The 19,776-nt window shown below is 73.4% G+C and carries 16 protein-coding genes; 5 read left to right on the plus strand and 11 right to left on the minus strand.

What is annotated here, in order from left to right:
* Positions 1-36 precede the first annotated feature (36 nt).
* The gene (uvrA, locus tag IRY44_RS28095) at positions 37-2,979 is read right to left on the minus strand and encodes an excinuclease ABC subunit UvrA (protein WP_194803184.1); all 2,943 of its coding nucleotides are present in this window, start codon (positions 2,977-2,979) and stop codon (positions 37-39) included.
* Between the two features lie 209 nt (positions 2,980-3,188).
* Positions 3,189-4,268 (minus strand): ribosome small subunit-dependent GTPase A, encoded by a 1,080-nt coding sequence (gene rsgA, locus IRY44_RS28100; RefSeq protein ID WP_194803185.1) that lies wholly within the window; start codon positions 4,266-4,268, stop codon positions 3,189-3,191.
* Between the two features lie 238 nt (positions 4,269-4,506).
* On the opposite strand from rsgA, the gene IRY44_RS28105 reads away from it, so the two are divergent.
* Positions 4,507-5,223: a maleylpyruvate isomerase family mycothiol-dependent enzyme gene (locus tag IRY44_RS28105; RefSeq protein WP_194803186.1), complete on the plus strand. Its 717-nt coding sequence runs from the start codon at positions 4,507-4,509 to the stop codon at positions 5,221-5,223.
* Positions 5,224-5,231: 8 nt separating this feature from the next.
* On the plus strand, positions 5,232-5,885 hold the full coding sequence (locus tag IRY44_RS28110; RefSeq protein ID WP_194803187.1) for an MBL fold metallo-hydrolase: 654 nt from the start codon (positions 5,232-5,234) through the stop codon (positions 5,883-5,885).
* 45 nt (positions 5,886-5,930) lie between these two features.
* Here the strand turns inward: IRY44_RS28110 and IRY44_RS28115 are convergent, their stop codons facing one another.
* Positions 5,931-6,539 (minus strand): DedA family protein, encoded by a 609-nt coding sequence (locus IRY44_RS28115; RefSeq protein WP_194803188.1) that lies wholly within the window; start codon positions 6,537-6,539, stop codon positions 5,931-5,933.
* A gap of 98 nt (positions 6,540-6,637) precedes the next feature.
* Positions 6,638-7,312: a methyltransferase gene (locus IRY44_RS28120; RefSeq protein WP_194803189.1), complete on the minus strand. Its 675-nt coding sequence runs from the start codon at positions 7,310-7,312 to the stop codon at positions 6,638-6,640.
* Between the two features lie 181 nt (positions 7,313-7,493).
* Between IRY44_RS28120 and IRY44_RS28125 the strand changes: the two genes are divergently transcribed.
* Entirely contained in the window at positions 7,494-7,697 is a 204-nt protein-coding gene (locus IRY44_RS28125; protein ID WP_013287480.1) for a cold-shock protein, read from the plus strand.
* A 49-nt stretch (positions 7,698-7,746) separates the two neighbouring features.
* Here the strand turns inward: IRY44_RS28125 and IRY44_RS28130 are convergent, their stop codons facing one another.
* From IRY44_RS28130 to IRY44_RS28150, 5 genes are all read right to left on the minus strand, one after another.
* Positions 7,747-9,021 (minus strand): MFS transporter, encoded by a 1,275-nt coding sequence (locus IRY44_RS28130; protein WP_194803190.1) that lies wholly within the window; start codon positions 9,019-9,021, stop codon positions 7,747-7,749.
* Complete coding sequence (locus tag IRY44_RS28135; RefSeq protein WP_194803191.1) at positions 9,018-9,590, minus strand: helix-turn-helix transcriptional regulator; 573 nt, start codon at positions 9,588-9,590, stop codon at positions 9,018-9,020. The genes IRY44_RS28130 and IRY44_RS28135 overlap by 4 nt, the downstream gene beginning before the upstream one ends.
* A 97-nt stretch (positions 9,591-9,687) precedes the next feature.
* The gene (locus IRY44_RS28140) at positions 9,688-10,596 is read right to left on the minus strand and encodes a hypothetical protein (protein ID WP_194803192.1); all 909 of its coding nucleotides are present in this window, start codon (positions 10,594-10,596) and stop codon (positions 9,688-9,690) included.
* A 170-nt stretch (positions 10,597-10,766) separates the two neighbouring features.
* On the minus strand, positions 10,767-12,422 hold the full coding sequence (locus IRY44_RS28145) for a CocE/NonD family hydrolase (RefSeq protein ID WP_194803201.1): 1,656 nt from the start codon (positions 12,420-12,422) through the stop codon (positions 10,767-10,769).
* A complete protein-coding gene (locus tag IRY44_RS28150) occupies positions 12,419-12,934 on the minus strand; it encodes a MarR family winged helix-turn-helix transcriptional regulator (protein ID WP_194803202.1) in 516 nt (171 codons plus the stop codon). Before IRY44_RS28150 ends, IRY44_RS28145 begins: the two co-directional genes overlap by 4 nt.
* Before the next feature lie 138 nt (positions 12,935-13,072).
* Between IRY44_RS28150 and IRY44_RS28155 the strand changes: the two genes are divergently transcribed.
* The gene (locus IRY44_RS28155; protein WP_194803193.1) at positions 13,073-15,199 is read left to right on the plus strand and encodes an MMPL family transporter; all 2,127 of its coding nucleotides are present in this window, start codon (positions 13,073-13,075) and stop codon (positions 15,197-15,199) included.
* Between the two features lie 70 nt (positions 15,200-15,269).
* On the opposite strand, the gene IRY44_RS28160 is transcribed toward IRY44_RS28155, so the two are convergent.
* Together IRY44_RS28160 and IRY44_RS28165 are read right to left on the minus strand one after the other, a co-directional pair.
* A complete protein-coding gene (locus IRY44_RS28160; RefSeq protein ID WP_194803194.1) occupies positions 15,270-16,139 on the minus strand; it encodes a lytic transglycosylase domain-containing protein in 870 nt (289 codons plus the stop codon).
* A 32-nt stretch (positions 16,140-16,171) separates the two neighbouring features.
* Entirely contained in the window at positions 16,172-17,617 is a 1,446-nt protein-coding gene (locus IRY44_RS28165; protein WP_194803195.1) for a DedA family protein, read from the minus strand.
* 131 nt (positions 17,618-17,748) lie between these two features.
* Here IRY44_RS28165 and typA point away from each other — a divergent pair, with 131 nt between their 5' ends.
* A complete protein-coding gene (gene typA, locus IRY44_RS28170) occupies positions 17,749-19,617 on the plus strand; it encodes a translational GTPase TypA (RefSeq protein WP_194803196.1) in 1,869 nt (622 codons plus the stop codon).
* The last annotated feature ends 159 nt before the right edge of the window (positions 19,618-19,776 follow it).

A 19,776-nucleotide genomic window follows, 5' to 3' on the forward strand; every position in this document is an offset into this window, starting at 1 on the left:
CGTCAACGAACCGGGAGCCGCGTTGAAGGACGCCGGTCAGCGTGCCCCGGCGGGGACCTTGCGGGTCCGCGACTTGGCGCTGCCGTTGGCCTTCGCCGCCCGGGTGGTGGCCGCCTTGGCGCCCTTGGCCTCGCCGTCGAGCTTGAGGATCGGCCGCAGGAACTGCCCGGTGTGGCTCTCCGGCACCTCGGCGACCTCCTCCGGCGTGCCGGTGGCGATGACGGTGCCGCCCCGGTGACCGCCCTCCGGGCCCATGTCGATGAGCCAGTCGGCCGTCTTGATCACGTCGAGGTTGTGCTCGATGGTGATGACCGTGTTGCCCTTGTCGACCAGGCCCTCCAGCACCATCAGCAGCTTGCGGATGTCCTCGAAGTGCAGGCCGGTGGTGGGCTCGTCGAGCACGTAGACGGTGCGGCCGGTGGAGCGCTTCTGGAGTTCGGAGGCGAGCTTGACGCGCTGCGCCTCGCCGCCGGACAGCGTCGGCGCGGGCTGGCCGAGGCGGACGTAGCCGAGGCCGACGTCGACGAGCGTCCGGAGGTGCCGGTGGATGGCCGGGATGGCGGAGAAGAACTCGGCCGCCTCCTCGATCGGCATGTCCAGCACCTCGGCGACCGTCTTGCCCTTGTAGTGCACCTCGAGCGTCTCGCGGTTGTAGCGCGCGCCCTTGCACACCTCGCAGGGGACGTAGACGTCCGGCAGGAAGTTCATCTCGATCTTGATCGTGCCGTCGCCGGAGCACGCCTCGCAGCGCCCGCCCTTGACGTTGAACGAGAACCGACCCGGGCCGTACCCCCGGACCTTGGCCTCGGTGGTCTCGGCGAACAGCTTGCGGATGTGGTCCCAGACGCCGGTGTAGGTGGCCGGGTTGGAGCGCGGCGTCCGCCCGATCGGCGACTGGTCCACGCCGACGACCTTGTCCACGTTCTCCAGGCCGGTGATCCGAGTGTGCCGGCCGGGCACCAGCCGGGCACCGTTGATCTGGTTGGCGAGCACCGTGTAGAGGATGTCGTTGACGAGCGTCGACTTGCCCGAGCCGCTGACGCCGGTGACCGCGATGAGCTGGCCCAGCGGGAAGCTCACGGTGAGGTTGCGCAGGTTGTGCTCGCGCGCGCCGTGCACCACCAGTTCGCGGCCCGGGGTCTGCGGCCGGCGGCCGGCCGGCGTCGGGATGGCCTTGCGCCCGGCCAGGTACGCCCCGGTGACCGACTCGGTGTTGTCGAGCAGCGCCGGCACCGACCCGCTGTGCACGATCTTGCCGCCGTGCTCGCCCGCGCCCGGGCCGATGTCGACGATCCAGTCCGCCACCCGGATGGTGTCCTCGTCGTGCTCGACCACGATCAGCGTGTTGCCCAGGCCGCGCAGCCGCAGCAGCGTCTCGATGAGCCGGTGGTTGTCGCGCTGGTGCAAGCCGATCGACGGCTCGTCGAGCACGTAGAGCACGCCGACCAGGCCGGAGCCGATCTGGGTGGCCAGCCGGATGCGCTGGGCCTCACCGCCGGAGAGCGTGCCGGCCGGGCGGTCCAGCGAGAGGTAGTCCAGACCGACGTCGAGCAGGAACTTCAGCCGGGCGTTGATCTCCTTGAGCACGCGCTCGGCGATCATCTTCTGCCGGTCGGTCAGCTCGATGCCGGCGAGCAGGTCGGCCGCCTCGCCGACGGAGAGGTTGCAGACCTCGGCGATGCTCTTGCCGGCCAGGGTGACCGCGAGCACCTCCGGCTTGAGCCGGGTGCCGCCGCAGGCCGCGCAGGGCACGTCCCGCATGTAACCCTCGTACTTGTCCCGGGACCACTCCGACTCGGTGTCGGTGTGCCGACGCTCGATCCACTGCACCACACCCTCGAAGCCGGTGTAGTAGGAGCGCTCGCGGCCGTACTTGTTGCGGTAGCGCACGTGCACCTGGTCGTCGGAGCCGTGCAGGATCGTCTTCTGCGCCCGCGACGGCAGCGCCCGCCACGGGGTGTCGATGTCGAAGTGCTCGGCCTCGCCGAGCGCCTCCAGCAGCCGCAGGAAGTATTCGAGGTTGTGCCCGGTGGCCCAGGGCTGGATCGCACCCTCGCGCAGCGTGCGCTCCGGGTCGGGGATGACCAGCTCCGGGTCGACCTCCTTCTTGGTGCCGAGGCCGGTGCACTCCGGGCAGGCGCCGTACGGGGCGTTGAAGGAGAAGACCCGGGGTTCCAGGTCCTCGATCGCGAGCGGGTGGTCGTTCGGGCAGGCCAGGTGCTCGGAGTAGCGGCGTTCCCGGGCCGGGTCGTCCTCCGGCAGGTCGACGAAGTCGAGCAGCACCAGGCCGCCGGAGAGACCGAGCGCGGCCTCGACCGAGTCGGTCAGCCGCTGCTTGGCGCTGGGCTTGACGCTGAGCCGGTCGATCACCACCTCGATGGTGTGCTTCTCCTGCTTCTTGAGCTTCGGCGGCTCGGTCAGCGGGTGCACCACGCCGTCGACCCGGGCCCGGGCGTAGCCCTTGGCCTGGAGCTCGGCGAACAGGTCGACGTACTCGCCCTTCCGGCCGCGCACCACCGGCGCGAGCACCATGAACCGGGTGCCCTCGGCCATGGCCAGGACCCGGTCGACGATCTGCTGCGGGCTCTGCTTGGAGATCCGCTCGCCGCAGATCGGGCAGTGCGGCTCGCCGATGCGGGCGAACAGCAGGCGGAGGTAGTCGTAGACCTCGGTGATGGTGCCGACGGTGGAGCGGGGGTTGCGCGAGGTGGACTTCTGGTCGATGGAGACGGCGGGACTGAGGCCCTCGATGAAGTCGACGTCGGGCTTGTCCATCTGGCCGAGGAACTGCCGGGCGTACGACGACAGCGACTCGACGTAGCGGCGCTGCCCCTCGGCGAAGATGGTGTCGAACGCCAGGCTCGACTTGCCCGAACCGGAGAGCCCGGTGAAGACGATCAGGGCGTCCCGGGGCAGGTCGAGACTGACGTCACGCAGGTTGTGCTCGCGCGCGCCACGGATGATCAGTCGGTCGGCCACGGTGCGTGTGCTCCCGGAAGAAGAATATGAGGCGGATCTGTGCACCAGACGCCGGGTCTGGGTGGTTTTCACAGGTTGTCGGGGGCGCAGAGAAGACGCCCCGGCAACTCTAGCCCCGACGTATGACAACTTCCGTCGCGCGAACATTCCCCCAGCTCAGGCCGGTCGGGCGCGAACCACGCAGGTCCACCCGACCGACCCGGGCCGGCTCAGAATGCCCCGGGAGCGGGCGGAGTCGCCGGACGTCCGGTGCGTCGCCGACCGGCCCGCCATCCTCCCCGCCGTTCGGCCGCCAGCCGGGCCGCGCGGCGACCGCCCTCGTGCTCGATCTCCCGCTGCAGCCGCCGCCAGCTCTCCCAGCGGCGCACCGGCAGCTCGCCGTCGTCCAGCGCGGCCCGCACCGCGCAGCCCGGCTCGGCGTCGTGGGCACAGTCGGCGTACCGGCAGCCGGCGGCCAGCTCGGTGATGTCGGCGAACGCCCGGTCCAGCCCGGCCGCGCCGTCGAGCAGGCCGACCGCCCGTACCCCGGGGGTGTCCAGCACCGCTCCCCCACCCGGCAGCGGCACCAGCGACCGCCAGGTGGTGGTGTGCCGGCCCTTGCCGTCGACCCGGCGGATCGCCTGGGTGCGCATCACGTCCGCCCCGGCCAGCGCGTTGACCAGGCTCGACTTGCCGGCCCCGGAGGGGCCGAGCAGGCCGAGCGTGCGGCCCGGGGCGACGTGCCGGCGCAGCGGCGCCAGGCCGGTGCCCCGCTCGGCGCTGACCGGCAGCACCGGCACCCCCGGCGCGAGGTCGGCCAGTTGCCGGGCCACCGCCGCCGGGTCGGCGGCCAGGTCGGCCTTGGTGAGCACGACGAGCGGCTCCGCCCCGGATTCGTGCGCCAGGGAGAGCAGCCGTTCGATCCGCGCGGCGTCCGGTTCCGGGTGCACCGGCTCGACCACCGCGGCGGCGTCGAGGTTGGCGGCCAGCACCTGGCCGCTGGAGTCCTTGCCCGCGGTGCGCCGCACCAGCGCGGTACGCCGCGGCAGCACCACCTCCACCGTGACCGGGCCGTCCGGCCAGGTGGACAGCAGCACCCAGTCACCCGCGCAGGGCAGCGCGGTCAGGTCGCGGGCGGCGGCGGACAGCACGCCGCCGCCGAGGCTGGCCCGCACCGGCCCTTGCGGGCACAGCACGGTGCAGACGCCCCGGTCCACCCGGGCGACCCGCCCGGGACGGTGGCCGGCGCGCCGGTCGAGACGGTCCGCCCAGCCGGCGTCCCAGCCGAGGGCGGTCAGATCGAGAGTCATGGTGTCCTCATCGGTGTCGAGGGGAGATACGGCGGAACACACGCGCTGCGACCGGCATGCACACCACCTCCCCTCCGACTCCCGGTGCCGCGTTCGCGACGACGTGGACGCCTGGCGCGTGCGGCGCCGGTCCGATGTCGTCGGCCCCGACGGTAGGTGTCCCGCCGACGCGCCGAAAGCGATTTCCCCCCGGGCACGGCCCGGTCCGGCCCGCTAGGGTCGGACGGGTGAGAACGCGATGACCGCCGACCCCCTGCTGCTGACCGGCCCGCTGGCCGAGGCGAACGACCGGCTGCTGCGTACCGTGTCCGGCCTGACCGCCGCGGACGTCGCGGCGCCCTCCCTGCTGCCGGGCTGGTCCCGCGCGCACGTGCTCACCCACCTGGCCCGCAACGCCGACGGGTTCGTCAACCTGCTCACCTCGGCGCGCACCGGCGAGGAGATCCCGATGTACGCCTCGGCGCAGGCCCGCGCCGACGACATCGACGCCGGCGCCGGGCGCGGCCCGGCCGACCTGCTGGACGACCTGCGCCGCAGCGGCCAGCGCTTCGACGCGGCGGTCGCGGCGATGCCCGCCGACGCGTGGGGCGCCACGGTGCAGACCCGGCGCGGCCCCTGGCCGGCGGCGATGCTGGTCTGGGGCAGGCTGCGCGAGGTCGAGGTGCACCACGTCGACCTGGCGGCCGGTTACCGGCCCGCGGACTGGCCGGACGCGTTCGCCCAGCGGCTGCTGCACGAGGTGGTGACCGGGCTGGCCGGTACCCCGGCCGCGCCGGCCATGGTGCTGCGTTTCGACGGCGCGGCGTCCGAACTCGTCGTGGGTGACCCTGAGGGGGCGCCCACGGTCACCGGCCCCGCGCCGGAACTCGCCGCCTGGCTCACCGGCCGGGGCGCGGGCGAGCTGCTCACCGTCGAACCCGACGGTCCTCTGCCGAACCCACCGGAATGGATCTGAACATCGTCATGACCTACACCGGAGACGTCACGCCCGGCGGTCCGCCGGCCGTGCGCGAGCTCGACCGGCTCACCGTCACCAAGCTGTCGGTGGGCCCGATGGACAACAACGCCTATCTGCTGCGCTGCAACGCCACCGGCGAGCAGGTGCTCATCGACGCCGCGAACGAGGCGCCGCGCCTGCTGGAGCTGGCCGGCGACGGCGGGCTGGCCGCCGTGGTGACCACCCACCAGCACATGGACCACTGGGTCGCGCTGGAGGAGGTGGTGGCCAAGACCGGGGCGCGCGCGCTGGTCCACGCCGACGACGCCGAGGGTCTGCCCATCTCCGCCGAGCGGCTCGCCGACGGCGACACGGTGCCGGTCGGCGACTGCGCGCTGGAGGTCATCCACCTGCGCGGGCACACGCCGGGCTCGATCGCGCTGCTCTACCGCGACCCGGCCGGCCCCCCGCACCTCTTCACCGGTGACTCACTTTTTCCGGGCGGCGTGGGCAACACGGACCAGGACCCGGAGCGCTTCGGCCGGCTCATCGACGACGTCGAGGCCAAGCTCTTCGACCGGCTGCCGGACGACACCTGGTTCTACCCGGGCCACGGCAAGGACAGCACCATCGGCGCCGAGCGGCCCGCGGTGCCGCAGTGGCGCGCACGCGGCTGGTGAGCACGCCCGGTCCGGCCTCCCCCGTGACGGCCGGGCCGGGCGCGGTCAGCCGGTGACCGCCCGCAGCCGCCGCCGGGTGGCGAGCAGCACCGGGCCGGCCAGCAGCAGCCCGACCGCCATGGTCAGCACCGTGGGGTTCAGCGCCGCGGGCAGCAGGCCGGTCAGTGCCCGTGCGGCGAGCCCCAGCGCCACGTAGAGCCCCGCCCAGGCGGTGGCTCCGGCCGCCGCGCAGACCAGGAACCGCCGGTACGACATCCGCAGCCCGCCCGCGGCCAGCGGCAGCAACGCGTTGAACACCGGCAGGAACGGCGCCACCAGCACGATCCGTCCGCCGCCGCGGTGCAGCAGCGTCTCGGCGGCGGCCCAGCGGGACTCGCCGATCCAGCCGCCCACCCGGCTGTCCCGCAGCCGCCCGCCCCAGCGCCGGCCGGCGAAGAAGCTCAGCGACCAGCCGGCCAGGCAGCCCGCGACCACCGCCGCGACGGTGAACGCCCCACCGGCCGGACGACCCGCGCCGACCGCCGCGAGGACCGCGGCGTCGCCGGGCACCAGCACCCCGATCAGGGGTACGGCGTCGGCGAGCATGACCACGCCGAGCAGCCCCATCAGCAGGGTGGTGGGCAGCTCACCGGCGGCGGCCACGAGTTCGTTCATGAGCTGCACGCTATGCGGCGGGGGCACGCCGGCACATCGGGCATGATCCCCCAGTGGTCCCCGACACCCGGCCGGGGAGACCCCTAGGGTCAGGCGGGTCAGCGGGGGCGGAGCACCTGCACCCGGCGTACCGGGGAGTCGACGTAGGGTTCCGTGGTCGGCACCGGATAGCTGGCCACCAGTTCCAGCCCGTCCGGCGGCAGGTGGCCCCGGTCCGGGTCGCCGACCAGCACCTGTACGCCGTGTGCGGCGCAGCGCCGCAGGTACGGCAGGACCCGGGCGGCCAGGCCCGCGTCGTAGAGCGCGTCCCCTGCCACCAGCAGGTCGGCGCCCGCCACCCCGTCGAGCAGGTCGGCGCCGTCGGCCGTCACCCGGACCCGGTTGGCCCGCGCGTTGACGGTGACCGCCGCCACCGCGTACGGGTCGATGTCGTTGGCGACCACCTCGTCGGCGCCGGCGAGCGCGGCGGCGATGGCGACCAGCCCCGATCCGGCGCCCAGGTCGAGCACCCGTCGCCCGGCGGCCAGCTCCGGGTGGTCCAGCAGGTGCCGGGCGAGCGCCTGCCCACCGGCCCACACCGACGCCCAGTACGGCGGCGGCAGCGACCGCCCGGCGGCGGCCTCCATCCGGGCCCACCACAGGATGGCGTCCTCGGCCAGGTGCAGACGCACCTCCGGCACGAACGGCGTACCGACCAGGCGCAGGCGGTCCGGCCCCGCGCCGGGCGCCGCGATCTCCTGCTCCAGGTCGGCCAGAGCCGTCTGCCTGCTCATCGGGGCAAGCATGCCGCGCGCCGCCCGGCGGCGGGGTCTTTTTCCGGTCCCGCACGTATTCACGGGCGCGCCGCGCGCTTCCGGCAGCGGATTCCGGTCCGGACGGTTACTGTCGGGGTGGTACAGGGCGATCACCGGCCGCGGAGCCGATGCTCGCCCGCATTGGAACAGGGAGAGACGCATGGCAACCGGCACGGTCAAGTGGTTCAACTCGGAAAAGGGCTTCGGCTTCATCGAGCAGGACGGCGGAGGCCCGGACGTGTTCGTCCACTACTCGGCCATCCAGAGCAGTGGCTACCGCGAGCTGAACGAGGGCCAGAAGGTCGAGTTCGAGGTGACCCAGGGCCAGAAGGGCCCGCAGGCGGACAACGTCCGTCCGATGTAACGCGTGCCGGTGGCGGCGGTCGGGATCCGACCGCCGCCGCAGTGCATCCTCAGGACGGCGCGGCCGGCAGGTCGCGCCGTTTCCGTAGTGGCCCGGCCAGCAGGATCAGCGGGGTCAGCGCCAGCCAGGCGGTCATCGCCCGGATCGCGCCGCCCGGCCCCCAGACCGCGCCCAGCGCCCCGGCGAGCAGAGCGGCCAGCGGAATGGTGCCGTAGTTGAGCAGATGCATGCTCACCGTCACCCGGCCGAGCAGCCGGTGCGGCGTGTACGTCTGCCGGAAGCTGCCCTTCACCACGTTGCCGACGGCGACGCCGAGGCTCACCAGCACCCCGCCGAGCACCAGCCAGCCGGTGCGCGCGCCGGGTCCGGCGAGCGGGATGAGCAGCGCGGGCGGGCCGGTCAGGACGCCGGCGACCAGCAGCGTACGGGCGCTGCCGAGCCGGCGGGACAGGCGCGCGGCGAGCGCGGCGCCGATCACGCCCCCGAGGCTGGCGAGTCCGATCAGGAGGCCGACGAGGCCCGCCGGAAGGTCGGCCGAGCGGACCAGGAACACCACGAGCACCGCCTGGTAGCCGGTGAGGCCGATGTTGCTCGCCGCCCCGAAGACCGTCAGAACCCGCAGGTACGGGTCGCGGACGACGAACCGCAGCCCGGCGGCGACCTCGCGGCGCAGCGACGTCGACCCGGCCGGACGGTGCGGGCGGGGTTCGGAGGCACGGATGCGACGCAGGCACAGCGCGGACAGCAGGAAGCTGAACGCGTCCAGCGCCACCGCGGTCACCGCGCCGACAAGCTGGGCGACCAGACCGGCCAGTCCCGGCCCGACCAGGTAGCTTGCCGTCTGGGTGGCGTGCAGCCGCGCGTTGGCCTCGGGCACCTGCTCGGGACGCAGCAGCGTGGGCAGGTAGACCTGGTCGGCGGTCTCGAAGAAGACCCGGGCCAGGCCGGCGCCGAGCGCCACGATCAGCAGGTGCCCGACGGTGAGCAGCCCGGCCAGGGCGGCCACCGGCACGCTCGCGAACAGCGCCGCGGCGGCGAGGTCGGCGGCGATCATCACGGGCCGGCGGCGGACCCGGTCGACCCACGCCCCGACCGGCAGGCCGGCGAGCAGCCACGGCAGCCAGGCCGCGGCGGTGAGCACCGCCACCTGGAACGTGGTCGCGTCGAGCACCGCGACCGCGACCAGCGGCAGCGCCACAGCGGTCATGTTGCTGCCCACGGCGCTGACCGTGTGACCGGTCCAGAGCAGCCGGAAGTCGCGGTGCCGGGACAGCCGGGCGGGCGGCACCTCGACCGGCCCGGAGGTGCGCGCGGGAGCGGTCACGGCCGGCCCGGCACGCCGTGGGCGAACACGAAGACCGGCTCGCGGCGCTGCCCGTCCTCGGGCACCGGCCGGTCGGCCCACCTGACGAACAGCGCGATCACCTCGCGGCTGAGTTCGGCCAGCTCGTCGGGGGTCAGGTGCAGCCACTTGTCGGTGCTGAACGGCCCCTCGCCCCACGCGGCGTGGGCCTCGTCGGAGGCGGCGTGCCAGGCGCGGACCAGCTCGGCGTGCCGCTCCAGGTTGAGCGAGCTGGCCGCGTCGGCCACCAGCCGGGCCGCCGGGTCGTCGTCGAAGTCGCTGTTGGACCAGCGCACCCCGCGGTCGCGCAGCCGCCACCAGCGTTCCCGGCGGTCGCGGGCCAGCTCGGGCGCCTCGACCAGCAGGTCGGCGGCGGCGAGCACCTTGAGGTGGTGGCTGACGTTCGCGGGCGCCTGGCCGGTGTGCTCGGCGAGCATGCCGACGGTGCACGGGCCGTACACCTTGAGGACGTCCATGAGCCGGCGGCGCAGGGGGTGGGCGAGCGCGGCGAGCACCCGCGAGTCGGTGACCTGCCGGACGGTGGGTTCCATGCGGCGAGTCTGGCATTCGCAAGAGCTGTTGCGCAACAGCTCTTGCCGAATTGCCCGGACCGCGGCGCCGCGACGCGACGGTCGCGGCGCCGGGCGGTCAGGCGGTCAGCCGCCGGGACAGTTCGTCGGCGACGTCCCGGGCGATCTGCGGCGGGATGGCCTCGGCGATCTTCTCCGGCGGCAGCCCGGCCAGCACCCCGGAGACGATCTGCTCCTCGTCGGTGAAGTCCTTGCCGGACAGTTCGTTCACCTGCGCCACCAGCGCCGGCCAGGCGCGCAGCATCGCCAGCATCTGCTGCAACGGCGAGTTCGCCATCGGCGGATTGACCAGCCCGGTGGTGTTTGCCGGCGAGATGAGCCAGTTGCGCAGGTTCTGCAGGTCGGCCAGGACGTCGCCGACGGTACGGTTCTTGGCGCCGGTGTCGCGGATGAGCTTGTCGGTCTGTTCCATGTCGTCCTCCGGTTTCGCGATGGCGATCATCCCGATCGCGGTCAGATAGCGGCGGAACAGCGGGGTCTGGTCCCGGCCCGCCTTCGTGGAGTCGCGGAAGAAGCTGAAGTGGGTGTGGAACAGGTGGCTGCTGTCGCCGCCGGTGCGCCGTCCCAGCCGGTCCCAGCGGCGTACGGTCCGCCCGTCCGGCGAGTAGATGACCTCCCGGATGTCCCGGGTGTCCGCGGCGTTCGCCACGCACTGCGCCACCATCCAGGTGGAGAACGTCCGCAGATTGTGCGTGCCGCCACCGGAGCGGACGGAGAACGTGCCGACGTCCAGCGCCGACGCGTACAGCGTGAGCCCCGACCGGTCCCGGTTGGACTCCACCACCGAGTAGTCGTTCGTGACGACCCGGTCGGAGCCGCAGTGGTAGCCGCCGCGGTGGTTGACGTCTCCGACGATGCCGACCTCCGCCGGCTCCAGGTCGTCGGCGCGTACGGCGTTCTTGTCGACGTTGAGGTAGGTGAGTAAGAGATTCCGGACGGCCAGCAGGTTCGCCGGGGCCGACGTCATGACAGATCCCCTTCCGATCGATGACCGGCGAGGGCACGAAAATCACACCGCGTGATGACATGCGATCCGCGGACGCGCCCCGCCGGATAACTGCACGGCACCGGGCACTTGCTCCGAGCTTAACCACGGTTAGGCAGAAGTGCCCAGCTCAGAAGCGGTTTTTTGAACTATCAGCCCGCTGTGGACGGTGCCGGAACGAGCGGCAGCACCAGTGCCGAGGGATGCTCGCGATCGTGGAGGATCTCCCGCCATCCAGCACGGAGGGTCACGGCGGTGCCGAGCGGCTCACCGGTGCCGGGATTGCGCGCGTATCGCGGGTGAGCGCCGCCGGAGACCTGCACGCGCAGCCGGTGCCCGGGCGCGAATCGGTACGCCGTGGGCCAGAGCGTGACCGGCACGGTGACCACGCCGGACGGATCGCGCGGGAACCGGCCTGGCTCGACGCGGACCAGGCCGTCGCAGACGTTCCACGAGCGCCCGCGCCGGTCCACGTCGCACAGACGCACGAACACGTCCAGGTACGACAGTTCGCTGCGCAGGTGGATCTCGGCGCGTACCGGCCCGGCCACCTCGACCGGCTCACGCAACCGCTCAGTGGTGTAGGTCAGCACGTCCGGGCGCGCCTCGACCGGCCGGTTGTCCACCGCGCCGGCCCGCTGGGCCACCAGCAGCGGGCCGCCGAGCGACGGGGTGGGGTCGGCCGGGTCGTACCAGATCCGGTCCGGTGCGCCGTGCTCCTGCGGTTCCGGGGCCAGCCCGCCGGCGGATCGCAGATGCCATCGCGCGGGGGTGGCCGGTGGCGGCCAGTCCGGCAGGTCGCGCCAGCCGCCGCCGTCGCCGCCGACGTGCACCCGCACCGGCGCGCGGTCCGGCCCGGGCCGCCCGGCCAGGTGGGTGTCGAGCCAGTCCAGGCCCTCCCGCAGCGACGCCAGGAGCAGCCCCGGGCTGCCGTGCGTCCACGGCCCGACGACCAGGCGGGTACGCGTCCCGGCGGCCCGCAGGCGGGCGTAGTCGTCGAGCTGGGCCGGCAGGAAGATGTCCTGCCAGCCGCTGACCATCGCCACCGGGGCGCGGACCTCGGTGATCCGGTCGCCGAAGACCCGGGTACGCCAGTAGTCGGCGCCGGGCGTGTGGTGGCGCAGCCACTCCTGGAAGAACGGCACCGTGACGCCGGTGGCGACCCGGTCGGCCTCGGCCAGCGGCAGATGCGCCAGGGCCCGGGCGAGGCGGGGCTGGCCGCGCTTGAGTTCCCACTGCCGGGCCAGCCAGGGCACGGTCTGCGCCTGGAGCAGCTCGGCCCACGTGAGCACCGTGTCGAGGGCGAACGACTCCCCCGCGTACGTCGAGTCGCGGGTGCCCGAAGCGGTCACCACGGCGACCATCGCGCGCAGCTCGTCGCCCGCCTCGGCGGCGAGCGCCCACTGCACGAAGCCCTGGTAGCTGGCGCCGAACATGCCGAACGCGCCGGTCCACCACCGCTGGCGGCGCAGCCAGTCGAGCGTGTCGAGACCGTCGTCGCGCTCGTGCACCAGCGGCGCGAACTCGCCGCCGGAGCCGAACGTGCCGCGGCACGACTGGATCACCACGTGGAAACCCCGCTCGGCGATCAGGCGGCCCAGCAGCCGGACCGGTCCGCCGCGCCCGTACGGGGTGCGGATCAGCACGCACGGCGCGGCGGGCAGGCCGGGCGCGTAGTGGTCGGTGCGCAGCGTCACTCCGTCGCGTACCCGGACCGGGATGTCCCGGGTGACGGTGACCCGCCCGGTGCGGGCGGCGGGCAGTCGCAGCGCCGCGGTGGCCGCCCGGGTGGCGAGCCGCACGATCAGGCGTCTCCGGACCCGGCGCCACGGCGGGGCGCGGCGCGGATCTCGTCCCGGTGGGTACGCATGGAGTGCACCATCTCGGCCATGAACCGGTGCACCACGGCCAGCTCGTCGTCGCTGAAGCGTTCCATCACCTCGTCGGTACGGCGGCCGAGCGGCCCGAAGAAGCTCTGCGCCAGCGTGGCGCCCCGGTCGGCGTAGTGCAGGAGGATCTTGCGGCGGTCGGCGGTGTCCCGGTCGCGCCGGATGTGGCCGCCGCGCTCCAGCCGGTCGACGAGCGCGGTCACGGAGCCGGAGGAGAGGTTGAGCGCCTCGCCGAGACGGCCGGGGGTGATCGGGTCGCCCACCAGCTCGGCCTCCATGACCGCGATCAGGGCGTACAGGTCGGTGGCGTTGAGCCCGTGCAGCCCGGCGAACGCGTGCCCGATGTGCTGCGCGTCGACCGAGTAGCGGCGCAGGTCGTTTGTGATGTCGGCGACCATGCGACCGCGCGGGTCGTCGCGTCGCCGGTACATCCTGTGCGCCGCCACCGCTTGCCGCCACCCCCCCTGTCGAACAGTTCCGGTTGCAGCATAGAACCACCCCGGATAATCTCGCTCATCAAGATACTCGTTTAGAGAGAATCCCCCGCGACCAATATGTGAGGGCATCAGATGTCTCTGTTCACCCGCGTCGTCCGGGGCCGGCTGGCCGCCTGGCTCACGCTGGCCGCCGCACTCGTCGTCGGCGTGGTCGCCTTCGGGCTTCCGAAGCCGGACAATCCGGCGCCCGTCTCCGACACCGGCCTGTCCGTGGAGTGGCAGTCGACACAGGTCGAGCGGCTCCAGGAGCAGTTGCCCTCCAAGGACGCCCAGACCGCCCTGGTGGTGGTCAGCCGCGCCGACCGGGCTCCGCTGAGCGGGGCCGACCGCAGCGTGCTCGACGGCCTCGGCGGCGAGTTGAACTCGCTCGCCGCCGGCGGGCGGGTCTCCCCCGCCCAGGTCTCCCCGGACGGCACTGTGGCGCTGGTCGCGGTGCCGCTGTCCACCGAGGGCGGCCCGTCGGCGGTGGTCGACGAGGTGGAGAAGCTCCGCGAGGCGGTCGGTGACCTGCCCGGCGAGCTGACCGTCGAGGTCACCGGCGGCCCGGCGTTCACCGCGGACCTGGGCAAGGTGTTCCAGGGCGCGGACACCACGCTGCTGCTGGTCACCGCCGCCGTGGTGGCGGTGCTGCTGCTCGTCACCTACCGCAGCCCGTTCCTGTGGCTGGTGCCTCTGCTGGTCGTCGGCGCAACCGAGCAGATCACGCTGCGCGTGGTGGAGTCCCTCGTCCCGGCCTTCGGCATCTACCTGCCCAGCGGGCAGGTCACGGGCATCGCCAGTGTGCTGGTGTTCGGTGCCGCCACCAACTACGCGCTGCTGCTCATCGCCCGCTACCGGGAGGAGCTGCGCCGCGAGGAGGACCGGTTCGCCGCCATGCGCTCGGCGCTGCGCCGCACCGCCGAGCCGATCCTGGCCAGTGGCAGCACCGTCGTCCTCGGCGTGCTCACGCTGCTGCTGTCCGAGCAGGAGACCAACCGGGCGCTCGCCCTGGCCTGCGCCACCGGTGTGATCCTCGCCATGCTCTCCGCCCTGTTCGTGCTCCCCGCCGCCCTGCTGCTGTTCGGCCGGGGCCTGTTCTGGCCGTTCGTCCCCCGCGTCGGCAGCGCCGCCCGCGAGGGCCGGATCTGGGGCCGTCTCGGCGAGATGGTGGTCCGCCGGCCGCTGCCGGTCGCCGCGCTCGCCGTCCTGCTGCTCGCCGGCCTCGCCCTCGGCGGCCTGGGCATCCGCACCGGGCTGTCCGAGACCGAGCAGTTCAGCGAGAAGCCCGAGGCGGTCGCCGGAGCCGAGACGCTCGCCCGGGCGTTCCCGGCCGGCAGCACCCAGCCGGTCGCGGTGCTCACCACCCCGCAGGCCGCTCAGGCCGTCCTGGCCGCGGCGGGCGGCGTCGACGGGGTCGCCTCGGCCCGGCCCGGCGCCGCCGGGGACCGGGTCGCCCAGATCGACGTGGTGCTCACCGCCGAGCCGGGCAGCGCCGCCTCCGACCGGGCCGTGGTGGCGCTGCGCGACGCCGTGGCCGCCGTACCGGACTCGGCACCGCCCGCCGTGGACGGAGCGGACGCCCCCGGCGGTGCCCTGGTCGGTGGTTCGGTCGCCGCGACGTACGACTCGAACGAGGCGAACACCAAGGACCTCAAGCTGATCCTGCCGCTGATCCTGCTGCTGGTCGGCGCGGTGCTGGTGCTGCTGCTGCGCGGGCTCCTGGCGCCGCTGCTGCTGGTGCTGACAGTCATCGCCTCGTTCTTCGCCAGCCTCGGCGCGGCCTGGCTGCTCTTCGACCACGTGCTGGACTTCCCGGCGCTGGACAGCGGGGTGCTGCTGCTCGCGTTCGTGTTCCTGGTGGCGCTCGGCGTCGACTACAACATCTTCCTGGTCACCCGGGCCCGGGAGGACGCCCGGCGCACCGGCACCCGCGACGGGATGCTGTCGGCGCTGCGGGTCACCGGCGGCGTGATCACCAGCGCCGGCATCCTGCTGGCCGCGGTGTTCGCGGTGCTCGGCGTGCTGCCGCTGATCACGCTCACCCAGATCGGCATCATCGTCTGCATCGGTGTGCTGCTGGACACGCTGCTGGTCCGGACGGTGCTGGTGCCGGCGCTGGCGTTCCTGCTCGGTGACCGGTTCTGGTGGCCGGGACGGATCAAGCGGGACGCCGACGCGCCCGCCACGACGCCGGCCGAGCCGGTCGCCGCGCGGGACTGACCGGACGGGCGGGGGCCGGCGCGTACGCCGGCCCCCGCCCGTTCGTCCGGTCGCCCGTTCGTCGGTTCGCTCAGAAGCTCAGGCACTCGCACTCGGTCATCAGCGCCCGCACGTTGCGCACGTACTGCGGGTTGGGGATGGTCAGCGGCTGATCCTCCCGCGCCACCGCGCCGTGCCCGTAGTTGTAGGCCGCGATCACGGCGTTGAGCAGGCAGGAGTTCAGCTCGCTGGTGCACAGCGAGGCGTCGAGCCGGTAGTCGGACTCGAAGTACATGTCGCCGATGTACTTGGTCAGCCAGGCCAGGTAGGTGCCGCCCAGGTAGGCGTTGTCCCGGTAGGCGTCGATGTCGTACGACTGGCCGAACCGCTGGTTCATCCACTCCGCCGTGGCCGGCATGACCTGCATCAGCCCGACCCCGCCGTCACAGGCGATGATGTTGGACTGCCACCCGCTCTCCTGCCAGGCGGTGGCCTTCAGCAGCGCCGACGGGATGCGGATGTCCGGCGCCGAGGTCGGCCAGTAGGTCCGCGCCGCGGCGTCGGCGAGCGCCGCCTTCACCTGGCTCTGGCTGGCCTTGGTGCCCCGGTAGCTCGGCTTGCAGCCGTCGTCGGCCGGCTTCGGCGGCGCCGGTGGCACCTGGGTCTCGGTCGGCGGCTTCGGCCGGGCCAGCGGCGCCGTCGACGTGCGGGACGGCTTCGCCCGCGGCTTCGGTTTCGCCGACGCGCTCGGGCTGGGCCGTCCGCCCATCGCCGCGACCGCCGGTGGCTCCTCGCTCGGCGCGTCGGCGGGCGCCTCCTGCGGCTGGTCCGCCGGGGCCGCAGTGGGCAGGTCCGCAGCGACCTCCCGGACCGGCCGTTCCTCCTCGCCGCACGCCGTGAGCGTGGCCGCCGCGACCAGTGCCACCACTGTCACGGCCCACCGGCCGAGTCCTCGCCGCATCGGACCTCCCCGTAGTCCCCCGTCGGCGCACCCTAGCAAGGATCGACAGGTCCGGGGGGTACCCGGAACGCGGACCGGCGCCGCCGGGGCCGGGGCGGCGACTCCCCCGCCACCGCGCCGGCCGGTCGCTCGTCCCGGTCGGCCAGGCGGTCCCGGGTCGCCCACGCCACCACGAACACGGTGGTCCAGGCGACGCCCAGCAGGACCGCGGTGACGGTGCCGCTCGCCGTGCTGAAGCCCAGGTAGAGCCGCGCGCCGGTGACAGTCACCACGCCCGCCGACGCGACCGTCCAGACCGCCGCGCCCACCGGCCAGCGGGCGCCGCGCGACAGCAGCCAGGCGAGCGTGCCGAAGCTCGCGGTCACCACCGCGTTCTGCGTCGGGAACAGGTCACCGGGGCGGTCCGGGCCGCCCGGGCCGGTCAGGTCCGCGACGACGACGAGCAACACCAGCGGCACGGCCGCCCCGACGGTCCCCAGCACCCCGAGCGGGTCCGCCCGCCAGGCCCGGCCGCGCCGGGCGACCACGGCGGCCACCACCGCCACCGCGGCGATCAGCACCCAGCCGCGCAACACCGACACCGCCAGCAGCGCCGTGTCGTCCACCCCGGGGGTACGCCGGGCGGCGAACCAGTCGGCGACCAGCCCGTCGAGGACGTACAGCCCGCTCTGCGCGACCACCGCCTCCAGCAGGACCGCCACGGCCAGCCCGGCGACGAACAGCAGCGCCAGCCCCAGCGCCAGGTTGAACAGCAGCGTCCAGGCCGGGCCGACCCGCATGGCGACCAGGAAGAACAGCACCCCGTACCGGGCCCGCAGCCAGCGCAGCGGCGGCAACGCGGCGGCCCGTGCGGCCAGCGCGCGTACCGGGTCCGGGTTGCGGCCCAGCCAGCGGCCGGCCAGCACCACGGCGAGCAGGCACAGCAGCAGGACCAGCACCGCGCCGGTGGCCCGGCCGAGCAGCTTCGACACCCGCTCGTACGACTCACCGGCGAGGTAGCCGGCGAGCACCGAGGCGCCGACCCAGCTCGCCACCCCGGCCAGGTTCCACGGCGCGAACCGCCGGTACGGCATCCCGGCCGACCCGGCGAGCCGGGGCGCCAGCGTGCGGGCGAACGCGATCCAGCGGGCCGCGAGCACACCCCGGCCGCCGAGGCGCTCCAGCAGCGAGTCGGCCCGCCGCCACCGGTGCGCGCCGATCCGGGCACCCACCCCGGAGGCACGCAGACGGGGGCCGTAGCGGCGGCCGGCCCGCCACGCGAGTGTGTCTCCGATCACGGCGGCGGCGGTCATCGCCACCAGCACGGGCGCGAGGCGCAGCGTCCCCGCGTACGCTAGGAAGCCGACCAGAAGCAGGGTCGCCTCGCCGGGCATCAGCAGCCCGACGATCACCGCGGTCTCCGCCGCGACGATCGCCGCGGCGGCCACGTAGATCAGCAGGGGCGGCAGCTCCTGCAGCCAGCTCAGCAGGTCAGGCATCGGGCACCCCGCACGGGTGTCAGCATGCCAGTCGCTGGAACGGTCGGCACAGCACTTTCGACGCAGATCCGGGTTGTCTCGGGGTGACCCCGAGGCGTGCCCCGGCAACCGCAGACAGGAGTATGGAGGGTATGCAGCTACGCACCGACCTCCGCAACGTCGCCATCATCGCCCACGTCGACCACGGCAAGACGACCCTGGTCGACGCCATGTTGCGGCAGGCCGGCGCCTACGGCGCCCGTGGTGAGACCACCGAGCGGGTCATGGACTCGATGGACCTCGAGCGCGAGAAGGGCATCACCATCCTCGCCAAGAACACCGGCGTGCGGTACATGCCGGCGGACGGCTCGGAGCCCGTCACCATCAACATCATCGACACCCCCGGTCACGCCGACTTCGGCGGCGAGGTCGAGCGCGGCCTGACCATGGTCGACGGTGTGGTGCTGCTCGTCGACGCCAGCGAAGGCCCCCTGCCGCAGACCCGGTTCGTGCTCCGCAAGGCGCTGCGCGCCCGGCTGCCGATCATCCTGGTGATCAACAAGGTGGACCGTCCGGACGCCCGGATCAAGGAGGTCGTGGACGACACGTACGAGCTGTTCCTCGACCTGGACGCCGACGAGGAGCAGATCGACTTCCCGATCGTCTACGCCTGCGCCCGCGACGGCATCGCCTCGCTGACCCAGCCCGCCGACGGCGCCGTCCCGGACGACAGCAGCAACCTGGAGCCGCTGTTCCGCACGCTGCTGGACACCATCCCCGCGCCCGCGTACGACGAGGACGCGCCGCTGCAGGCCCACGTCACCAACCTCGACGCCTCGCCGTTCCTGGGCCGGCTCGCGCTGTGCCGGGTTCGCCAGGGCACCATCAGCAAGGGCCAGACCGTGGCCTGGTGCCGCACCGACGGCAGCACCCAGCGGGTACGCATCTCCGAGCTGCTGATGACCGAGGGCCTGGAGCGCAAGCCGGCCGACTCCGCCGGGCCGGGCGACATCATCGCCGTAGCCGGCATCCCGGAGATCATGATCGGTGAGACGCTCGCCGACGCCGAGAACCCGGTGCCGCTGCCGCTGATCACCGTGGACGAGCCGGCCATCTCGATGACCATCGGCACCAACACCTCGCCGCTCGTCGGCCGGGTCAAGGGCGCCAAGGTCACCGCCCGGATGGTCAAGGACCGGCTCGACAAGGAGCTGATCGGCAACGTCTCGCTGCGGGTGCTGCCCACCGAGCGGCCGGACGCCTGGGAGGTGCAGGGCCGTGGCGAGCTGGCCCTGGCGATCCTGGTCGAGCAGATGCGCCGCGAGTCCTACGAGCTGACCGTCGGCAAGCCGCAGGTCGTCACCAAGGAGATCGACGGCAAGACCTGCGAGCCGGTCGAGCGGCTGACCATCGACGCCCCGGAGGAGTACCTCGGCGCCATCACCCAGCTGCTGGCCACCCGCAAGGGCCGGATGGAGCAGCTGGTCAACCACGGCACCGGCTGGATCCGGATGGAGTGGCTGGTCCCGGCGCGCGGCCTGATCGGGTTCCGGACCGAATTCCTCACCGAGACCCGCGGCACCGGCATCCTGCACCACGTCTTCGAGTCGTACGAGCCGTGGTTCGGCGAGCTGCGCACCCGCAACAACGGCTCGCTGGTCGCCGACCGCGCCGGTTCGGTCACCGCGTTCGCGATGACCAACCTCCAGGAGCGCGGCCAGCTCTTCGTCGAGCCGGGCACCGAGGTGTACGAGGGCATGATCGTCGGTGAGAACTCCCGCTCCGACGACATGGACGTCAACATCACCAAGGAGAAGAAGCTCACCAACATGCGCTCGTCGACCGCCGACGAGACCGAGAAGCTGATCCCGCCGCGCAAGCTGTCCCTGGAGCAGGCGCTGGAGTTCTGCCGCGAGGACGAGTGCGTCGAGGTCACCCCGGCCGCGGTGCGCATCCGCAAGGTGGTGCTGGACCAGACCCAGCGCGGCCGGATGGCCGCCCGCCGCAAGCACGCCGGCTGACCTCAGCCAGCCTGCTCACGAGCCCCACCCGGAGCCCGGCCCGCCCCTTCGGCGGACCGGGCTCCCCCCTTCCCACCGTTCCCCGCTCGCCGGTCCCCGGTCCCCGGTCGCCGGTCGCCGCTCCCCGGTCGATCATGAAGTTGACGGCAGTTCTGGAGA

Origin of the sequence: Micromonospora sp. ANENR4, assembly GCF_015354395.1 — a bacterium.
In the GTDB taxonomy this organism is placed as follows: domain Bacteria; phylum Actinomycetota; class Actinomycetes; order Mycobacteriales; family Micromonosporaceae; genus Micromonospora; species Micromonospora aurantiaca.

What these genes read in the sequence shown, in the direction of transcription:
- rsgA (WP_194803185.1), bottom strand. Translation starts at nt 4,268, where the DNA reads ATGACTCTCGATCTGACCGCCCTCGGCTGGGACGCCGGCTGGGCGGAC.
- IRY44_RS28105 (WP_194803186.1), top strand. Translation starts at nt 4,507, where the DNA reads ATGACCGCCGACCCCCTGCTGCTGACCGGCCCGCTGGCCGAGGCGAAC.
- IRY44_RS28110 (WP_194803187.1), top strand. Translation starts at nt 5,232, where the DNA reads ATGACCTACACCGGAGACGTCACGCCCGGCGGTCCGCCGGCCGTGCGC.
- IRY44_RS28115 (WP_194803188.1), bottom strand. Translation starts at nt 6,539, where the DNA reads ATGAACGAACTCGTGGCCGCCGCCGGTGAGCTGCCCACCACCCTGCTG.
- IRY44_RS28120 (WP_194803189.1), bottom strand. Translation starts at nt 7,312, where the DNA reads ATGAGCAGGCAGACGGCTCTGGCCGACCTGGAGCAGGAGATCGCGGCG.
- IRY44_RS28125 (WP_013287480.1), top strand. Translation starts at nt 7,494, where the DNA reads ATGGCAACCGGCACGGTCAAGTGGTTCAACTCGGAAAAGGGCTTCGGC.
- IRY44_RS28135 (WP_194803191.1), bottom strand. Translation starts at nt 9,590, where the DNA reads ATGGAACCCACCGTCCGGCAGGTCACCGACTCGCGGGTGCTCGCCGCG.
- IRY44_RS28140 (WP_194803192.1), bottom strand. Translation starts at nt 10,596, where the DNA reads ATGACGTCGGCCCCGGCGAACCTGCTGGCCGTCCGGAATCTCTTACTC.
- IRY44_RS28150 (WP_194803202.1), bottom strand. Translation starts at nt 12,934, where the DNA reads ATGTACCGGCGACGCGACGACCCGCGCGGTCGCATGGTCGCCGACATC.
- IRY44_RS28155 (WP_194803193.1), top strand. Translation starts at nt 13,073, where the DNA reads ATGTCTCTGTTCACCCGCGTCGTCCGGGGCCGGCTGGCCGCCTGGCTC.
- IRY44_RS28160 (WP_194803194.1), bottom strand. Translation starts at nt 16,139, where the DNA reads ATGCGGCGAGGACTCGGCCGGTGGGCCGTGACAGTGGTGGCACTGGTC.
- IRY44_RS28165 (WP_194803195.1), bottom strand. Translation starts at nt 17,617, where the DNA reads ATGCCTGACCTGCTGAGCTGGCTGCAGGAGCTGCCGCCCCTGCTGATC.
- typA (WP_194803196.1), top strand. Translation starts at nt 17,749, where the DNA reads ATGCAGCTACGCACCGACCTCCGCAACGTCGCCATCATCGCCCACGTC.